Below are 17,266 nucleotides of genomic sequence, written 5' to 3'. Positions count from 1 at the left end.
GATGGCATGGGATTTTCATCCCTGCTCCTTTGGACAGGTTTGACTACAGGCAGGAACTTTTCGCGCACAGGCATCGCATTGCCGCATGTGGGAATCAGCAAGAGATGAGGGGCTGGCAGACGCGTTTTCATCAGCGGCAGCCCCCACTGCCAGCACCGCCGAAACCTGTGATCGGCGGTACGGATAGAAAAGCCGGCCAGCTGACAAATCCATCGCGCAAAAAAACACCGCCTCCCTTTCGCGAGGCGGTGTTTTGGCTTCAACATGCAGGAACAATTCAGCCTGAGGAGAACAGCCGCGGTCTGCGCCCGTTGCCATTTCGATGCGCTTCTACCAGCCCATGATTCGCACCGGGCTGAGTTCGCTGGATATCAAGGCGCGCTAGGCCTGGGCATCTCCCATGCCATCTTCCGCCAACCGCGCCTGCAGTATGGACAGCACCCGCCGCAGCGCGGCGATGTCCTCCAGGTCCATGCCCTCCGCCAGCCAGTTGACCCACGGCGCTTGCAGCTTCATCGCGGCGTTGTAGGCCTCCCTGCCCAGATCGGTCAGCACAATCAGCGAGGCGCGGCGATGGTGGGGGTTGTCGGCGAATGCCACCCAGCCTTCCTTGGCCAAATCGTTGACGATGCGCTGCACGTTCTGGCGATTGCCGCCCATGTCGCGCGCCAGCCATGCCACCGGCTGCGGGCGCTCAGCCGCCACTATCGTGCCCAGCACTTGCCAGCGGGCGCTGGTAAGGCCCAGCGGCGCCACCAATCTATCTCCCTGCGTCAGCAAGCCGTTGTTTACCCTGAATAAGTCCAGCACCACATCCGACAACGCCGCGCCCGCGGCCGTTCTTTCGTTTTGCTGTTGCATTTCTCCCACCTTGCAAACAGACAACAAAATGTCTTTTTGACATCATGATGTCAATATGAAAACATGAACCATGTTAGCCGATGCCGCGCTTGTTGTCTGCACGCGCGGCGACATCGCGTTTCGTTTCATTCGCAGCAAGGATTCAAGCATGAACAAGTCTCTTCTTCACGCCATCGCCGCCACTGTCGCGGCCTTGGCCATTGCCATCTTCTGGAGCGCCACCGTCGTCTCCGAGCTGTTTCTAAACCATGGAGACATCGCCGCCGTCAAACATGCCATCGCCTGCATCGGCGTGCCGGTATTGGTCGTGGCCATGGCATTGACAGGCGCCAGCGGGGCCATGCTGGCCAAGGGTCGCAAAGGCACGCTGGTGGAGAACAAAAAGAAGCGGATGCCGCTCATCGCCATGAACGGCCTGCTAGTCATGATTCCCTGCGCGGTGTTTCTCAACCTGCGCGCGCAAGCCGGCGCATTCGACTCGGTGTTCTACGCGATCCAGGCCCTGGAGCTGACAATGGGGCTGGCGCAGCTGACGATGATGGGGAGAAACTTCCGCGACGGCCTCAGGCTGGCCGGCAAACTGCGCGCCCGCCCGCAGGCAATCTGAAACCGCAGCTAAAGCGAAAGCCCCGCCATGGCGGGGCTTTTTTCATAACGGGACGCAGCCGCGGCATGACGCGTGGCCGCTCGACGCTGAGCAGCCCTTCCGCTCTCATCCAATCACGCAGAAAACGGCGCCGCCCGCATGCTGCTAGAATACGATGAAGCCCGAGCAGTAGATGTCTCTCCCTGACTTCCACCAAAGATGGAGCAAACGATGACCACTTTCACCGCTTCCCGCGAAATTCCCGCCAGTCGGGAGCAAGTGTTCTCCGCGATCAGCTCGCCCGAGCGGCTGGCGCGCTGGTGGGGCCCCGCAGGTTTCAGCAATACCTTCGACATATGCGAGCTTCAAACCGGCGGGCGCTGGGTGTTCACCATGCATGGTCCGGATGGCAAGAGCTACCCCAATGAAAGCGTGTTCGCTGAAGTCACCGAGCCGGAAAGAGTCGTGGTGCAGCATGTCTCCAGCCCGGAATTCCGTCTGACGATTGCGCTGGAAGTCCGGCTGGGCGCCACCCGGGTGCTCTGGTCCCAGCAGTTTGAGGATGCCGGCCTGGCCGAGCGCATGTCGTCCATCGTCATCCCCGCCAATGAGCAAAACCTGAAACGGCTGGAAGCGGAGGTCTTGGGCCGCTAACGCGCCAGGCCGTCCGGCGAACCAAGGGGACTTCTCGGGAAGTCCCCTTTGCCTTTTCTTCCTCCTGCCCCGATCAGACTTGCCGCAGCGTCCACGCCCCATCCACCCGCAGCCGCGTCGGGATGACGTGGCTGTCCTGCCCGATCAGCACGCAGAACAGGTCGCGGGCGAAGGTCCGGTTGCCAAAAAACCAGGAATGGCTCTGCACGCCGACAAAGGGCGGCGTGCGCGGCTGATCCGTCGCCGCGACGGCGCTGCCCGGCGCGGCCAGTTGCTGGTAGTAGGCGGTGCAATCCACATTGATCGCCTTTGGCGGCGCATCGGCCGGCAAGCCCTCCCGCCCCACTCTGGGCGCCAGGCCTACGCGCTTCACGTTGGACAGATCCAGCGCCATGTCGTGATGATTGAAATAGTTGGTGAGCTGCACGCAATGGCGATAGACAGACTCGGCGCCGCCGTCGCTCCGCGACATGGACGCGGCGGAAACATCGCCCGCGGCGAAGACCACCTGGCTCACCAGCCAGGCCATGTTCTGGAAGTGGTTGTCGTCCGCGTCGTCAAACGCCTCCCGGATCACCAGCGCGCCGGTGGAGTGCCCGAGCACATGCACGTTGATCGCGCAGTCCTGGCTTTGCTGCGCGGACAGATAGCCGATGCCGTCCGAAACCAGGCGAAAAGCCGACTGCTTGGCGTTGCACCGGTCCGGCAGATAGGCCAGCGCCTGATTGCCGCTGGGCCAATCAAACGACACCAGCGCGCCTTTGAATCCCCAGTGCTCCAGGTCGCCGCGCAGGCGGCGGTGGCGGTCCATGACATCTGCCGCGTCCATATTGTAGCCATGCACCACGAACAACACGTCGCCTCTGGGCTCGTCATTGTTATTGCTCCACATGGCATCCTGTCTGACCCTATCAAACCAGGTAGCCGCGGGAATCGCCTGCGAAGGCGCGGGGCTTTGGCCGTCCGGCACCAGCAGAAATCTCGTCTCTCCCACGCCGTCGGTAAAGGCATCGCCGTCAACCGCCCGCACCGACATGACGTAATCGCTCATTGTCCGCTCCCCCGCGGCGCCTCAAGCTCGCGCCGCAAAATGACAAAAGAATGAATATATTGTCCCAAACCCCTCATCTTCTGTCATCCGCATTACCCGCCTCTCCGCGTGATTTTACAAAACGCCAACATAAGCAAGCAGCGCCGTCGGCAATGTCATTCCGCGCGGCTTTATGAGCGGCTCATATAAGCGCAGCGACGAAACGATAAACCGGCCGGAAAACCAGCGCCGCATAAGCGCGCATGGTTTTCGTTCTCCAAACTCTTTTCAAACTCCACGCCGGCGTTTTAAGGCTTTATTGCTGCGTATTAGTACCAATTGAATTCCCGGCGCGGCGAAATTTATAACCAAGATGTCGTGAAAAGAGAATGCCCGGCAAGCTTGGCCATTCCTAGAACAACAAGAGGGGTCAAATACAAATGAGTCGCATATCTATTTTTGTCACATGGCGGCATCCTTCTCATTCAGCTTCATCCACACCGCGCCGCCCCGGCCGAGTCAGTCCGTAAACATCAGCAATCGCCCGCGCCATGCCCGCCAGAACCGCGCCTGGCGTTTCCAGCGCAGGCATGCCGTCATTCAAGCATCTGGAGGGAAACGCCAATGAACGAGCCTCTGCCTTTGTTTTTGGATATTTCATCTCACCTCACCGGCTTCAGCGCGACGGAGCTGGAAGCCACCGGCATGTCCGGCGTCTATTGGGACACCGTCCAATACCAGAACGCGCCGACAATACTCGACGGTTTCCTGAACTGCTCTAGGCAAATCCTGAAAGACGGCCGCGGCAACGAGGAAGAAATCCATCAGATGATCGCCTCGCAGCTGTTTCCCACCGACAAGTTCGATGGGCTGGCGCAGAACATCATCAATCTCTGGTACTTCGGCCAATGGGTGCCGGCCAACCAGAACCTCAGCCTGCCCATGCAGCACAACGTCAGTCCCGAGGCCTATGTCCAGGGCCTGGTATGGAAAGCGTCGCAGACCCACCCGCCCGGCGCCAAGCAACCCGGCTTCGGCTCCTGGGCGGAAAAACCGCTCTCCGCCGACTGACCTCTCTTTCGATTACCGCCAAGCGAGCACACCATGCGCGACCAACAATACGACGTAGTCATCGTCGGCACGGGCATTGCCGGAGCCGTGCTGGCCAAGAATCTCACCCGGGCAGGCAAACGGGTGCTGATGCTGGAGGCTGGGCTGAAAGCCGGACTGGAGCTGGATGCCGAAGCCGCCTTCGCCAACTACCAGTCCTATCTGGACACCTTCCATTACAAAGCCGCCCCGGCCACCAACGGCCCTTATCCCACGCTGGAGGACGCGCCGGCGCCCAATGTGCTGGACATCACGCTGGACATCCCGGCGAAACAGCCCGGTTATCTGGTGCAGATGGGGCCGCAAGCCTTCGGCAGCGACTGCCTGCGCACCCCCGGCGGCACCACGCTGCACTGGCTGGGCAATGTGCCGCGCATGCTGCCCAACGATTTCCGCATGCGCACCCTGTATGGCCGGGCGGTGGACTGGCCGATCAGCTACGACGACCTCAAGCCCTATTACGAGCTGGCCGAACTGGAGATAGGCGTGTCCGGCGACGTGGCCGCCCAGGTGGGGCCGGACATGAACCGCGCCAATTACGGCGAGCGCTATGTGTTCCCGATGCATGCGATCCCGCAGTCGTACCAGGACCTGGCGTGGATACGGAATGCCGCGGGCGCGACAGTCAGCGTCGACGGGGTGGATTACCAGGTGAGCTTCGTCAGCATGCCGCAGGGCCGCAATTCCAACCCCAATCCTGCATATGGCCAGGGGTCCATCCAGTGGTCGCCGGCGACACAGCGCTTCGTCATCGAAAAAAACCGCGGCGTGTACCAGGTGGTCGGCTCGACATGGTCGCCTTACACCGGCGAACGCTGCGAGGGCAACGCCAGCTGCGTGCCGCTCTGTCCGGTCCAGGCCAAGTACAACGCGCTGAAAACCCTGAAGCAGGCGGACATGAACCGGCTGGTCGTCATCACCCAGGCAGTGGCGTCCAAAGTATTGGTCGACCCCGCCACCAAACAGGTGACCGGCATCGAATACAAGCATTACCGCCACCCGGACGTCGGCGACTACGCCACGCATACCGCGCATGGCGCGCTGTACGTGCTGGCAGCCAACGCGCTGGAAAACGCCAAGCTGCTGCTAATGTCCGGCGTCGCCAACTCCAGCGATCAGGTAGGCCGCAACCTGATGGACCACCTGGTGATGCTGACCTGGGGCCTGTTCAAGCACGAGAAGGTCTACCCCTACCGCGGACCGGGCTGTACCACCTACATCCCCACCTTCCGCGACGGCGCCTTCCGCAGCGATTTCGCGGCCTGGATCTCGCCGGTGGACAACTGGGGCTGGTCGTGGCCGACCAACGCGCCGGGCAGCGATGTGAGCCAGGGCATGACGGAAGGCCTGTTCGGCAAGGAGTTGCGCGCCTATCTGGCGGACCGCGTGCCACGCCAGGCGCTGCTGCACTTCGAGTGCGAGCAGCTGCCGTCGCCGGACAACCGGATCACGATAGACGCTCGCTTCAAGGACAAGCTGGGCAACCCCAGGCCGGTCATCCACTACAGCGTCTCAGACTACGAGCGCAAAGCCTTCGCCGCCGCCAAGCAGGCGTCCAACCAGATCTTCGCCCAGGCGCAAATCCACGACTTCACCCAATACCAGGCGAATCAGCCGGATTCGGTGCAATGGGAAGGCGTGTGGTACGAATTCTGGGGCGCCGGCCACATCGTCGGCACCCATCGCATGGGCAGCGACGCGGCCACCTCGGTGGTGAAGCCGACGCAGCAAACCTGGGACCACGACAATCTATACCTGGTCGGCTGCGGCAACATGCCGACACTGGGCACCTCCAACCCCACCCTTACCCTGACCGCGCTCGCCTTCATGGCCGCGGAGAACATCATCAGGCAGCTGGACGCGCCGGCCTGCCAAGGAGGAAGCCATGAATAACAGCTACGCGACGCAAACCTCCCGCGGCCGCCTCCGCCAGCGCCTGATCCGGCCGCTGGAACCCGCGCTGCAGGCGCTGCTGCTCTCGCCCGCGCCGGAAGGCTTCCGCATCGGCGGCACCATCAAAACCATCGAGCAGCTGCGCGAGCATCTGCAAACCGCCATCGAGCTGGAGCATTCCACCATCCCCGTCTACCTGACCACGCTGTACACGCTGGACGAACGCAGGAACCAGTTCGCCTACCAGGCCATTCAGGGCGTGGCGATGGAAGAGATGCTGCACATGATCCAGGTGTGCAACATCATGAACGCGGTGGGAGGCAGCCCCGCCATCAACAAGCCCGACTTCATCCCGAAATATCCGACGCCCCTGCCGCACAGCGACGACGCCTTCCTGGTGTCGCTGCAGAAATTCTCGCCCGACGCCATCGATACCTTCCTGAAGATAGAAATGCCCGCCGGCAAGTGCGCGCCTCCGGAAGCCAACCACTACGCCACCATCGGCCAGTTCTACCACGCGATCCGGATCGCGCTGGTGGAGCTGGACGCGCACAACCGGCTGCACGGCGGCCCTGGCATTTTCACCGGCGATCCCGTCCGCCAGGTGCTGCCCGAACATTACTACGGCGGCGGCGGCAAGCTGTTGCCAGTGTTCGAGCTGCAGGATGCCTTGCTGGGCATAGAGGAAATCGTCGGCCAGGGCGAAGGGGTGGACGGCACCATCATCGACACCGACAGCGTTCTGTTCGGCCAGGACGTGGAATACGCCCATTACTTCCGCTTCAACGAGGTCAAGCACGGCCGGCGCTACCGGCCCGACGACAACGCCAAATACCCGCCCACCGGGCCGGCAGTCGAGGTGGACTGGCAAGCGGCGGCGGACATGGCGCCCAACCCCAAGATGGCCGACTACCCGGAAGGCTCGCCGGTGTGGAAGCAAACCCGGGAGTTCAACCGTATCTACACCAGCCTGCTCGACCAATTGCACGTCGCCTGCAACGGCCAGCCGGCCAGCCTGGCCGCAGCCATCCCCATCATGTACCAGCTGAAATACCAGGCCCAGGCGCTGCTGAACCTTCCCAACGGCCGCGGCGGGCGCGCCGGACCCAGTTTTGAATACATCGCCTAGGTCTCGGCTGGCCTCGACGGCGCACCAGAATGGGCGCCGCCGAGGCAAGGCCCCAGCGCCAGCCAGGCCATGACTGAATGGACTCAGTAATAACCGCAAGAGGGACGAAACCATCTTTTAGGGCAGGGTCGTTCCCAGCATCCTGATCTACTGTTGATTGGCCATCAGCGCGGGAAACCGGCATGACTCCGAAGAGCGGCCTCCCTTGCGCAGGTCTCGCAGCCCTGGCTGACAGCCATTTCTGCCCCGACTCGCCGCCGTTTCCCGCCATAGGCGCAACACAGCGTTCCGCATCAACGCAATATCCACGTCAACCGCAGATCTCCAGGAGATAATCGTGGCCCCCTTTCCGACACCCGTCACCCAAGTCCGCGTCTACCCCTACATTCCGGATGCGCCCATCATCGTGCCCCCGGTCTTCACCGGCGGAGCCGGCACCTATTCGGTAGGCACGCTGACGACCAACATTTTCTACAACCTGGACCTGACCTCGGGAGAAACCGAAAACGGCGGCCCCCACGCGGGCAACAAGTATTACGCCGTGTGCAAAGACGCCTCCGGCAAGGAATTCACCACGCCGTGGATGACCTGCCTGAAGGCCGGCCCGCAACCCCAGTTCGGCCGCACGACCCATCTGGGACATCCGGTGCAGCAAACCAGCGCCGATTCCGGCTCCGACGCCGCGGTCGCCAGTCCCGATATCGTCTACCAAATCCACCTGTCCGATGTGGCGGTGAATGCCTACGTGCCGCCGACCGAGCCGCTGCTGATCCCGCTGATCGAAGGCGGCAAGGGCATCGCCACTTTCGCCGGCCTGCTGCCGGGAGGCTCGTGGTCGGTCAGCGTGGCCGGCGGCGAACGCGTGAATCCGCTGCATCCGGGCATGACAGCCACCATCAGCGGCATCAACGTCGCCACCGGCAAGCCGTTCCACATCCCGGCCGTCTTCGTCACCAAGGAGGCTGGCGACCCGGCGGTCTTCGTGCAGCTGCGCCACCCGCGCGAAAGCTGAACTAGCCGCTGAAACCTGAAACCAGAGCGCCGCCTCCATCACAGGGGACGGCGCTCTGGCCTTATCCATTCCCATTCTCCAAGCGCGGCCCGCGTCGCGCCGGCAAAATCCCCACCATTCCAAGCCGACTTGCGCTACGCTACGCGCCTTGTGCCGAAACGCGCGCCGCCGCGCGCGGGCAGCAACCGTATTCAGAAGCAGCGCATGCGTATCCAGGAATTCCATCAAGCCCTCGCCGGCATCGGCGCCCGCCCCTGCCATATCGGCCGCATCAATCGCGCCTGGCTCAAGGGGCAGCCTCTGGACGCCGGCACCCGCCACCAGAAGAGCGAAGACTACTTTCCGCTGTCCGTGCGCGATGGCCTGCCGCCCATCGCCGCCCAAGTGGAGGCCTTGGCCCGCATCCACTCCCAGCACACGGCCGAGGATGGCTCGCTGCGGCTGCTGGTGGAATTGAACGATGGCCAGATGGTGGAGAGCGTGCTGCTGCCGCGCGACGGGCTGTGCGTGTCCAGCCAGGTGGGTTGCGCGGTGGGCTGCACCTTCTGCATGACCGGGAAAAGCGGCCTGCTCCGCCAGTTGGGCAGCGCAGAGATCGCCGCGCAGGTGGCGCTGGCGCGGCGCATCCGTCCGGTGAAGAAAGTGGTGTTCATGGGCATGGGCGAGCCGGCCCACAATATGGAAAACGTGCTGGAGGCCATTCAATGGCTGGGCACCGACGGCAATATCGGCCACAAGAACCTGGTGTTCTCCACCGTGGGCGATCCGCGCGTGTTCGAACGCCTGCCCCAGTTGCAGGTGAAGCCGGCATTGGCCCTGTCGCTGCACACCACCCGCGCCGATTTGCGTGAGCAGCTGCTGCCGCGCGCGCCGCGCATCGCGCCGACCGAGCTGGTGGAGCTGGGCGAGGCCTATGCCCGCAACTCGGGCTACCCCATCCAATACCAGTGGACCTTGCTGGCGGGCGTCAACGACAGCCAGGAAGAAATGGACGCCGCGGTTCGCCTGCTCAAGGGCAAGTACGGCGTGCTCAACATCATTCCCTATAACAGCGTGGAGGGCGACGATTACCAGCGCCCCAGCGACGAACGCATCGCCCAGTTCAAACGCTATCTGCACGACAATGGCGTGTTGACCAAGGTGCGCGACTCGGCCGGCCAGGACGTGGACGGCGGTTGCGGCCAGCTGCGCGCGCGGGCGGCCGGCGTCATCGATACCAGCCGGCTGCGAAAACGCCGCGGCTAACCCCGCCCCGACCAATAAAAAAGCCTGCGCCCGGCATGCCAAGCCGGACACAGGCGCTGTTGCGGCAAATCAATCCCTTCTGGGTCTGATCACCTGATCGGCGATGCGGCGGACGGCGCAGCCTGCGGCTTGCCCACCGTGAAGCGCAGGTTCTTCAAGCGGCCCGGCACATCCTTCAGGTCCCCGCTCACCACGCGATACTGGATCCCTCCGGAGGCCGCGGCGCCCAGGCTGGCCGAACGGGCGGTCTGCGCCTGCGCGCTCAGCGGCTCCACCGGACCGGCTGTGATGGTGTAGGCCGTGGAATCCACCGCGCTGAACACCCCGGTGAACTGCTGCTTGAACTTGCGCTTGGAAATCGAGCCGATGTAGTACTCGATGGTGCTGCGCGAGTACTGGTTCACTGCCCACGGCCAATCCCATTTCGACGTCGCCGGGTTCAGGTATTGCGACAGCAGATCCTGCGCGCCGTTCAGGCCGTCCTTGCCGCCGAACTTGCTCAGATAGAACGGACGGTTGGACGGGTGGCCGTTCAGCGCGTTGTCGCTGTAGCGCAGGAAGTTGTACAGCTCCGCCTCGTAAGTCATGAACATCTTGGAGGTGTACGGGATGTTGGCTTTCTGCTCGAACAGCGTCAGCGTGATCAGCCGCTTGCTCTTGGCCGGCAGCACTGCCCGGTACTCCGCGGTTTGCGAAGTGGTGCTGCTGGTGCCGTTGGTGGTGGTCCAGTCCGCGCCGGAGGCGATCTCCACCGCCACCGAGCTTTCCGCCCCGCCGATCAGCGGCAAGCCGGCCGTCCATTTATTGGTAATCGTCACTTTGCCGCTGACGCTGATCTTGTCGGCCTTGGACCAGCTGACCGTGGAGTCGTATTTCAGATTGGCCACGCCGGTGTCGGTCTGGTCGCTGTGGTTTTCCAACACCACGGTCACCACTTTCAGCGGCTTCTTGTTGTACAGCTCCGGCGCGCCTAATTTCATGTCATCCGGTTCCATCATCCACTGGATGTTGGAAAAAGCCATCCGGAACCGCTTGTCGGCCCAATACCCGCCCGGCCCTTTCGGATCGTACTTGGCATTCATCATGTAGCGGTATTTATTGTCCGGGATCGACAGATTGTCCAGCATGGTGTCGATGCGCCGGTATTCAAACTCCTTGCCTACCGTAGTATTGCCGTTGGTATTGCCGCCTACCCAGCCATAACCGAGATAATGCGCCAATGACGCCCATGGTTTGAAAAATGCGTCCGACGTCACGATTTTCTGGATGGTGGACTCGTTATCCGGGGACATCTCCGTATACACCACGTCGCTGAATTGTGGCACGGTATCCGCCGCCCATGCCTGCTGTTGGCAAGCGATGAGCAATATTGAAGCGGGAAGCGTGGCTTTTATCAATTTCATGTTTTATACCCTGCGTAAGAAATGAATCAATGCAAGCGCCGGCCATCCGATCTGCCAATGGAATACTCCGGCCTTTACGCCGCTGCGATGCAGAGCAAATACTTTACTTTGCATGAGGAATCCTAATTAGCGCCGGATATCCATCGCAATATTTCTTAACGCCTCATTTGTAAACATTTACCAGTTTCTATTTACATATTGTCAGAATGAAAAATACTAAGTAAAAATGCTTATGTCCTGACGCTAATTGTGACGGGTTCGAGCGCGCGGAAAATCGGCAATCGCCTGGCTGCGTCTCCATGCGTTGCGCCGCACCAAATCCATCCTTTAGAACAGGTGTCGCATTCGCCACATACATGTCCGACCAAACGCAGCCGAACAACGCCCTCGCTTGGCAACGCAAATGGACGCCAACCTTGGCCGACGCCATGCGCAGTTTGCGGATGCCGTCCAATGGCGGCGGGGATTATTGGCGGGAAAACTGGGCGCAGGCTCGGGACAGCGCACGCGCGGATGGGGCGGGAGTCATGAAGAGCCAGGCTACGCCGGCCGGAGGAACGTCTGCATGGCGGATGGCAAGCTGGCGTTGACCGCCATGCAGACACCCCGTCGCAGCGCTAGGCGCGAGGCAGCCGCCAGTCCGTTCCGGCGGCAATCGGACTGGCTGCGCCGTCACAGGGAGGGAGTATGGATATCGTCCGGATTCAACAGCCGGTGCTTCAGCCCCAGCTGCATCAGGGAAAGCAGGTATTCCTTGGTGAATACCAGCGAGCCTTCCCATTCCGATCCTTTTGCGCCGACGATCACCGGGCTGGTGACCAGCACCTGATCGCCCTGAATCACATCCAGAGCATAATCATCGTCCGCTATTTCCTTGACAAGTCTGCTTGGATTCATCACTGTTGCTCCTGGTGGGATTTTCCTGCATCGTTCAGTACTGAATCAAACTGCCGTGCAGCATGAAAAAAATCTTACGACGCCAAGATATCCCATGCCGCGCCGGCAAATAAGTACAGATTTCTGTAGTCTTTCCTCTTCCTGTCCCAAAAGCCGAGCAACAGCGAAAATTCGCGCGCCAAAACGAATAAAGCCGGCTTTCGCCGGCTTCCTTGCTCCTACTCCCTCAAATCGAGCCAACCGCGACTTGGGCGGTCCTCTCTTTCTCCAGATACACGCTGTACAGGAAAATCACGATGAAGCTGGCCAAGGGGATCGCATACGCCAGCGGCGTGCCGTAATGATCGGACACATAGCCCATCAAATAGGGATAAACGGCCCCGCCGCTCACCGACATCGCCAGGATGGAGCTGGCGCGCTTGGTCTGGCGTTCCAGACCTTTGATCGCCAGCGAGAAAATGGTGGGGAACATGATGGACATGAAGAAGAACATCAAGGTCAGCGCGCCCACCGCGATGACGCCGCCCATGGTCACCACCACCAGCGACAGCAGGATGTCGGCAAAGGCGAACAGCATCAGCAATCGGCCGGCGGACAGGCGGCCGATTGCAAAAGTGCCGACGAAGCGCCCCGCCATGAACAGCATCATCGCCAGCGACAGCAGCCAGGCCGCCGACTGCGCGTTCAGCCGCATGCCGCTCTCCATCGCGTAATTGATGAAGAAGGCCCCGATCCCGACCTGAGCCGCCACGTAGAGGAACTGCGCCAGCACCCCGAACACGAAGCGCCCGTTGCGGATCAGCGGCCGCCCCTCCTCTCTGGCGGCGGCCTCATACCGCCCCACATCCGGCATCGGCGTTCTGGCGATGGCCAGCGCCAGCAGCGCCACGAATGCGGCGATCCATACATAGACCTGCATCACCATGTCGTGCTGCGCGCCTGAGGGCGCGCTATTGCCCAGCTTGAAAAAGAAGGCCCCGCCGATCAGCGGCCCCACCACCGTGCCCAGCCCGCAAAAAGCCTGGGCCATGTTCAGCCGCCGCTCGGAGCGGTTCTCGTCGCCCAGCAGAGAAATATAGGGGTTGGCGGTGGTTTCCAGGAAGCCCGACCCGCAAGCCAGCACGAACAGCGACAGCACGAAGGCCAGGAAGCTGGCGTTCAGCAACGACGGGATAAACAACAGCGCACCGACGGCGAAGAAGCACAAGCCGGCGATCAGCCCGCGTTTGTAGCCGAAGCGCTCGTTGAACAAGGCCGCCGGGATGGCGATCACGAAATAGGCCAGGAAATAAGCGGTCTGCAGCCAGCCTGAATCGGCCTTGGACAACTGCATCGCCTGCTGGAAATGCTTGTTCAGCACATCCAGCAAGCCGTAGGACATGCCCCACAGGAAGAAGGTGCAGGTCACCAGGATGATGGTTTTCTTCAACAGCGCGTCATCACGATTCATCATTTGCTTTCTTGCTTTCTCACGCCTTGAACAGCGCGGCGTCCCGCGTCAGCCCGTTGCTCTGCCATGCCGCGTCGAACTTGCGCAGGCTTTGCTCGATGTCCTCGCTGGACGCGTGGAGCTGCTGGAACACCTCCACCGGCAGCGTGACCGCGGCCACCCCGGTTTGCGCGCAGCGCAGGAACTGATCCACCGTCTTGACCGCCGCCGCCAGGATGGCGGTCTTGTAGCCGTAAGCGTCCAGCAGCCGCTGCGACTGCTCCAGCACCTCGAAGGCGTTGCCGGTGGAAAGCTCGATCCGGTTCACATAGGGCGCCGCGTAGCTGGCGCCGGCCAGCGCCGCCAGCGCCAGCTGCCGGGTTTCGAAAATGGTGGTCGCCAGCGTGGCGATGCCCTCGCGCTCGAGAATGGACATCGCGCGGAAGCCATCCCCCGCCGCCGGAATCTTGACGACCACTCTGGGGCTGAGGTCGGCGATGCGCCGGGCCTGCGCCAGCATGCCGTCCAGCCCGCGCGCCGCCACCTGCACCGCCAGCGGGCCGCTCTGGACGTCCAGTATCTCGCCCAGCACGGCCTCCACATCCCGGTTGGTGGTCGCCAGTATCGACGGATTGGTCGTCACGCCGGCCAGCACGCCCATGGCCTGGGCCTTGCGGATGGCGTCAATGTCTATCGTGTCCAGCCATATCTTCATTTGTTTGCACCACTCGCCACGGAAAAGGGATAAATATTGCGCGCGCTCAGCTTGCCGATCACAAAGCCCAGCTGGCACAGCGACCGGCAATTGAGCCGCTCCTTGATGTTCTTGATGTGCTTGTTGACCGCGTCGCTGGTGATGTCCAGCGAAACGGCCGCTTCGGCGCAGGACGCGCCGCCCACCAGTTCGCGCATCAGCGCCACTTCTTTCTTGGTCAGGTAGGCGTTATGGTCCGCATCGCCCAGATAGATGCGCGACACGTCGCGGCGGTCCATCAGGCTGTAGAAGTCGGAAACCAGCATGTCGTGGTTGATGTCGCTGTCCAGGATCAGCTTGCCCCTGGCCGACTCCGGCAGGTAGATCCGGTCATGGCCGGCGGATTCGATCACGTCGTGCAGCTTGTACTTGAACAGCGAGACGAACTGGTGCAGATAGGCCATCTTGCCGGCCAGATAGTCGTTGTTGACGCTGTTGTCGTAAACCGAGCCGAAGTGGAAGAAGTCGCAGTAGCCCTCGCTGCGCTCGATCAGCGTCACGCCGTTATCAATGCCGAACAGCGCCGCCGCCGAATAAATGGGCTCGCGGTTCAGCCAGTTCCAGAACACGTAGCCGTCGGTGAAATTGTCCGAATCCTTTTCGAACACCGCCAACTGGAACATTTCCTGCCGCCAATAATGCTGAATCCAGTCCGGAGAATTGGTCAGGGCGATGCGGGAGCCATCGGCGTAGTGCCGGTCGAAAGTGAAATAAGCGATTTTCAGGCTGCGCAGCGGCCGGGTGAATTCCATCACCGCGTCGGTGGCGGTGAATGACGCGTTAGTCGCGTAGAACCTGTCGCTTTGGAAATTGATGCCCGTCATCGCCCACCCGGCAGTCTCCCGTCTGCGGGGCGCTTCCTCTGCCGCCTGCGCAGATTCGAGTCGATATAATCAGAAATAAAACTGTTCATATAGCTACAAATTACGCTTCAGGAGGTTTTAAGAAAAACGAATCATATCACCAAACCCCAAACCAGAATCCATCAATAAATTCGCTCTTTCGGCAACCATCCATATACGAACATATATATCGATAAAATAAACCACCGCCGCTTTCCGCTCCCGACATATCCGTTGAAAGAACAGGCTTTTCCCGCCTTCGCGGATTGCGTAATATTCCGGCCTTTCGTTTGCCTACGGATTCGAATATGCGCCGTTTCCCCGCCAGCTCCCTTCTTGCCGCCCTGCTATTGGCCTTGGCCGGCTGCCATGGACAAGGCGGCGCGCAACCTGCCGCCGAGGCCCCGGCGGAGCCCGGCCCGGTCAGCCGCGTGGCGACCGTTCCCAAGGGGGTGGAGATCAAGGGAAAGCTGGTGGCGGCCTATAGCTGGCGGGACAGCGCAGGCGACAATCTGCTGGTGCTGGGCGAAACCCATGAGGACCGGGCCAGCGACGAAACCGAATCGTCGCGCCTGTACGCGGCGCAATACCGCGTGGACGCCGGACGCCCCAAACGCCTGTGGGCGCTGAATGACGGCGTCGATCAATGCCTGTTCGACGCCAGCGCGGAATTCGACCTGCCGGCAGTCAGCTTCCCTATACTGGGCCGGGACGGCGCGCGCGCGGTGGCGCTGGCTTATCGCCAAACCTGCACCAGCGACGTCAGCCCCAACGAGTACAAGCTGATCCTGCACGCCGGCAAGGACAAGTTCGGCCTGCGCGGCGCCGACCGCTACGGCGTGCGCAACCGCGACCAGAAAACAGGAGAGGTGGAAGGCCTGCGCCTTCCAGCAGACTGCAGCGCCGACGCCCAGCGCGACCTGCTGCGCCGCGAAGGCGGCTCGCTGTTCGAACCGCCGCTGCCCGGCTGCTACCAGGATGAAAATGATTTCGCCAAGGCTCCGCCCGCCTACCTGGAATACATGAAGAAACAGTGGTTCAAGCGAATGCGGGAGCTGGACCAGGCATGGCTGGACGGACAAACCGCCTGAGCCCATGAGCCGAAAGATCCGGCGCGTTTTCGGCCATTTTCAAAAAAACCAAGTAAGTGATTCTGGTAAGAACTAGTTTTTCTCTCGCAGTTTGCAAAGGATCATGCGTTAACTGGGCCTTTCCTCCCGCGCGATCGGGAAACGGAGGCCAACCGATCACCGACACCCAAGGCAAACACCATGAACATCGCCCACTACGCCAAAACCCGCTACACCACCAAAGCCTTCGATCCCGACTTCACACTGAGCCCGGACCAGGTGGAGCAGATCGAAACGCTGCTGCGCCACAGCCCCTCGTCCACCAACTCCCAGCCCTGGCATTTCTTCATCGCCGGCAGCGACGAAGGTAAGGCCCGCGTCGCCAAGGCCACCGCCGACGGCTATGCCTTCAACCAGGCCAAGGTGCTCAACGCCTCCCACGTGGTGGTATTCTGCACCCGCATCGCGCTGGACGATGCCTACCTGCAGACGCTGCTGGACCAGGAAGAACGCGACGGCCGCTTCGCCGGCGCCGAAGCCCGCGCAGGCCAGCTCAAGACCCGCTCGCTCTTCGCCGACATGCATCGCTTCGAGCTACGCGATGCCTCGCATTGGCTCGAAAAGCAGGTTTACCTGGCCGTCGGCACCCTTCTGCTGGGCGCCTCGGCGCTGGAAATCGACGCCTGCCCGATAGAAGGCTTTGACCAGCGAGCGCTGAGCGAGGAATTGGGATTGCGGGAAAAGGGATTGGTCGCTTCGGTGATCGTCGCACTGGGCCGCCGCTCGGACAAAGACTTCAACGCCAAGCTGCCAAAGTCCCGTTTGCCGGCCGACGCCGTCATCACCCGGCTGTGACTTTATCGCGCCGCCCCGGCGGCGCAGGAGAGATCGCGATGAACATCCAGGGAATCGACCATTTCACGATACGCGCCGCCAACCTGGAAACCAGCGCGGCCTTCTATCAGCGGGTCCTGGGCCTGAGCGACGGCCCGCGCCCGGGTTTCCGCTTTCCGGGAAAATGGTTGTATGCCGGCGGCAGGCCGGTGCTGCATCTGGTGGCGGCAAGCGCGGACAATGCCGAACTGGAAGCTTATCTGGGCGGTCGCGAAGCCAGGGCCGGCTCCGGCCGCGTCGACCACATCGCGCTGCGCGGACAAAATCTGATGGACATGCAAATGCGGCTGCTGTCGCTGGGCCAGGACTTCCACGAGCGCGTGGTGCCGGAGCTGGGCGAACATCAGTTGTTCATCGACGATCCGGATGGCGTCAGGATAGAGCTGATCTTCCCCTACTTGCCGGAAAACCAGATGGCCGGAGACCCGCTGCCTCGGCTGGACATCCAGAGCTGACG

Annotated in this window: 17 protein-coding genes; 10 read left to right on the top strand and 7 right to left on the bottom strand. The window is 61.8% G+C overall.

Annotated elements, in window-relative coordinates:
* Positions 1–381 precede the first annotated feature (381 nt).
* Complete coding sequence (locus ACX17K_RS01140; RefSeq protein ID WP_493773331.1) at positions 382–861, bottom strand: MarR family winged helix-turn-helix transcriptional regulator; 480 nt, start codon at positions 859–861, stop codon at positions 382–384.
* Between the two features lie 70 nt (positions 862–931).
* Between ACX17K_RS01140 and ACX17K_RS01135 the strand changes: the two genes are divergently transcribed.
* Both ACX17K_RS01135 and ACX17K_RS01130 read left to right on the top strand, forming a co-directional pair.
* Entirely contained in the window at positions 932–1,468 is a 537-nt protein-coding gene (locus ACX17K_RS01135) for a hypothetical protein (RefSeq protein WP_493773330.1), read from the top strand.
* Between the two features lie 210 nt (positions 1,469–1,678).
* Entirely contained in the window at positions 1,679–2,101 is a 423-nt protein-coding gene (locus ACX17K_RS01130) for an SRPBCC domain-containing protein (RefSeq protein ID WP_463089892.1), read from the top strand.
* A gap of 73 nt (positions 2,102–2,174) precedes the next feature.
* On the opposite strand, the gene ACX17K_RS01125 is transcribed toward ACX17K_RS01130, so the two are convergent.
* Complete coding sequence (locus tag ACX17K_RS01125) at positions 2,175–3,152, bottom strand: alpha/beta hydrolase (protein WP_493773329.1); 978 nt, start codon at positions 3,150–3,152, stop codon at positions 2,175–2,177.
* Between the two features lie 603 nt (positions 3,153–3,755).
* On the opposite strand from ACX17K_RS01125, the gene ACX17K_RS01120 reads away from it, so the two are divergent.
* The 5 genes from ACX17K_RS01120 to ACX17K_RS01100 all read left to right on the top strand — a co-directional run bounded on the left by ACX17K_RS01120 (position 3,756) and on the right by ACX17K_RS01100 (position 9,520).
* On the top strand, positions 3,756–4,202 hold the full coding sequence (locus ACX17K_RS01120; protein ID WP_493773328.1) for a hypothetical protein: 447 nt from the start codon (positions 3,756–3,758) through the stop codon (positions 4,200–4,202).
* 33 nt (positions 4,203–4,235) lie between these two features.
* On the top strand, positions 4,236–6,134 hold the full coding sequence (locus ACX17K_RS01115; protein ID WP_493773327.1) for a GMC family oxidoreductase: 1,899 nt from the start codon (positions 4,236–4,238) through the stop codon (positions 6,132–6,134).
* Positions 6,127–7,263 carry a ferritin-like domain-containing protein gene (locus ACX17K_RS01110; RefSeq protein WP_493773326.1) on the top strand — a complete coding sequence of 379 codons (1,137 nt, stop codon included), beginning with the start codon at positions 6,127–6,129 and terminating at the stop codon, positions 7,261–7,263. Before ACX17K_RS01115 ends, ACX17K_RS01110 begins: the two co-directional genes overlap by 8 nt.
* A gap of 337 nt (positions 7,264–7,600) precedes the next feature.
* Positions 7,601–8,275 (top strand): hypothetical protein, encoded by a 675-nt coding sequence (locus tag ACX17K_RS01105; protein WP_493773325.1) that lies wholly within the window; start codon positions 7,601–7,603, stop codon positions 8,273–8,275.
* A 204-nt stretch (positions 8,276–8,479) separates the two neighbouring features.
* On the top strand, positions 8,480–9,520 hold the full coding sequence (locus ACX17K_RS01100) for an RNA methyltransferase (RefSeq protein ID WP_493773324.1): 1,041 nt from the start codon (positions 8,480–8,482) through the stop codon (positions 9,518–9,520).
* An 89-nt stretch (positions 9,521–9,609) separates the two neighbouring features.
* Here the strand turns inward: ACX17K_RS01100 and ACX17K_RS01095 are convergent, their stop codons facing one another.
* From ACX17K_RS01095 to ACX17K_RS01075, 5 genes are all read right to left on the bottom strand, one after another.
* A complete protein-coding gene (locus ACX17K_RS01095; protein ID WP_493773323.1) occupies positions 9,610–10,845 on the bottom strand; it encodes an aerolysin family beta-barrel pore-forming toxin in 1,236 nt (411 codons plus the stop codon).
* A 750-nt stretch (positions 10,846–11,595) separates the two neighbouring features.
* Positions 11,596–11,820, bottom strand: coding sequence for a hypothetical protein (locus ACX17K_RS01090; RefSeq protein WP_046155840.1), 225 nt, complete (start codon positions 11,818–11,820; stop codon positions 11,596–11,598).
* 226 nt (positions 11,821–12,046) lie between these two features.
* The gene (locus tag ACX17K_RS01085; RefSeq protein ID WP_493773322.1) at positions 12,047–13,273 is read right to left on the bottom strand and encodes a sugar MFS transporter; all 1,227 of its coding nucleotides are present in this window, start codon (positions 13,271–13,273) and stop codon (positions 12,047–12,049) included.
* 16 nt (positions 13,274–13,289) lie between these two features.
* Entirely contained in the window at positions 13,290–13,964 is a 675-nt protein-coding gene (locus ACX17K_RS01080; RefSeq protein WP_493773321.1) for a transaldolase family protein, read from the bottom strand.
* Entirely contained in the window at positions 13,961–14,827 is an 867-nt protein-coding gene (locus ACX17K_RS01075) for a helix-turn-helix transcriptional regulator (RefSeq protein ID WP_231155130.1), read from the bottom strand. Before ACX17K_RS01075 ends, ACX17K_RS01080 begins: the two co-directional genes overlap by 4 nt.
* Before the next feature lie 326 nt (positions 14,828–15,153).
* Here ACX17K_RS01075 and ACX17K_RS01070 point away from each other — a divergent pair, with 326 nt between their 5' ends.
* The 3 genes from ACX17K_RS01070 to ACX17K_RS01060 all read left to right on the top strand — a co-directional run bounded on the left by ACX17K_RS01070 (position 15,154) and on the right by ACX17K_RS01060 (position 17,264).
* Positions 15,154–15,936 carry a M949_RS01915 family surface polysaccharide biosynthesis protein gene (locus ACX17K_RS01070; RefSeq protein ID WP_493773320.1) on the top strand — a complete coding sequence of 261 codons (783 nt, stop codon included), beginning with the start codon at positions 15,154–15,156 and terminating at the stop codon, positions 15,934–15,936.
* Between the two features lie 180 nt (positions 15,937–16,116).
* Positions 16,117–16,770 carry an oxygen-insensitive NAD(P)H nitroreductase gene (nfsB, locus tag ACX17K_RS01065; RefSeq protein WP_493773319.1) on the top strand — a complete coding sequence of 218 codons (654 nt, stop codon included), beginning with the start codon at positions 16,117–16,119 and terminating at the stop codon, positions 16,768–16,770.
* 38 nt (positions 16,771–16,808) lie between these two features.
* Complete coding sequence (locus tag ACX17K_RS01060) at positions 16,809–17,264, top strand: VOC family protein (protein WP_493773318.1); 456 nt, start codon at positions 16,809–16,811, stop codon at positions 17,262–17,264.
* The last annotated feature ends 2 nt before the right edge of the window (positions 17,265–17,266 follow it).

This window comes from Chromobacterium sp. INPA-IVC, assembly GCF_059047085.1.
The sequence above is the reverse complement of the archived record's forward strand: the minus strand, read 5'-3'. Positions and strand labels throughout refer to the sequence as shown.

Excerpts from the sequence above, each read along its gene's own strand:
- ACX17K_RS01115 (WP_493773327.1), top strand. The coding sequence starts at position 4,236 with ATGCGCGACCAACAATACGACGTAGTCATCGTCGGCACGGGCATTGCC.
- ACX17K_RS01110 (WP_493773326.1), top strand. The coding sequence starts at position 6,127 with ATGAATAACAGCTACGCGACGCAAACCTCCCGCGGCCGCCTCCGCCAG.
- ACX17K_RS01080 (WP_493773321.1), bottom strand. The coding sequence starts at position 13,964 with ATGAAGATATGGCTGGACACGATAGACATTGACGCCATCCGCAAGGCC.
- ACX17K_RS01125 (WP_493773329.1), bottom strand. The coding sequence starts at position 3,152 with ATGAGCGATTACGTCATGTCGGTGCGGGCGGTTGACGGCGATGCCTTT.
- ACX17K_RS01140 (WP_493773331.1), bottom strand. The coding sequence starts at position 861 with ATGCAACAGCAAAACGAAAGAACGGCCGCGGGCGCGGCGTTGTCGGAT.
- ACX17K_RS01130 (WP_463089892.1), top strand. The coding sequence starts at position 1,679 with ATGACCACTTTCACCGCTTCCCGCGAAATTCCCGCCAGTCGGGAGCAA.
- ACX17K_RS01075 (WP_231155130.1), bottom strand. The coding sequence starts at position 14,827 with ATGACGGGCATCAATTTCCAAAGCGACAGGTTCTACGCGACTAACGCG.
- ACX17K_RS01060 (WP_493773318.1), top strand. The coding sequence starts at position 16,809 with ATGAACATCCAGGGAATCGACCATTTCACGATACGCGCCGCCAACCTG.
- ACX17K_RS01085 (WP_493773322.1), bottom strand. The coding sequence starts at position 13,273 with ATGATGAATCGTGATGACGCGCTGTTGAAGAAAACCATCATCCTGGTG.
- ACX17K_RS01135 (WP_493773330.1), top strand. The coding sequence starts at position 932 with ATGTTAGCCGATGCCGCGCTTGTTGTCTGCACGCGCGGCGACATCGCG.
- ACX17K_RS01100 (WP_493773324.1), top strand. The coding sequence starts at position 8,480 with ATGCGTATCCAGGAATTCCATCAAGCCCTCGCCGGCATCGGCGCCCGC.
- ACX17K_RS01070 (WP_493773320.1), top strand. The coding sequence starts at position 15,154 with ATGCGCCGTTTCCCCGCCAGCTCCCTTCTTGCCGCCCTGCTATTGGCC.
- nfsB (WP_493773319.1), top strand. The coding sequence starts at position 16,117 with ATGAACATCGCCCACTACGCCAAAACCCGCTACACCACCAAAGCCTTC.
- ACX17K_RS01090 (WP_046155840.1), bottom strand. The coding sequence starts at position 11,820 with ATGAATCCAAGCAGACTTGTCAAGGAAATAGCGGACGATGATTATGCT.
- ACX17K_RS01120 (WP_493773328.1), top strand. The coding sequence starts at position 3,756 with ATGAACGAGCCTCTGCCTTTGTTTTTGGATATTTCATCTCACCTCACC.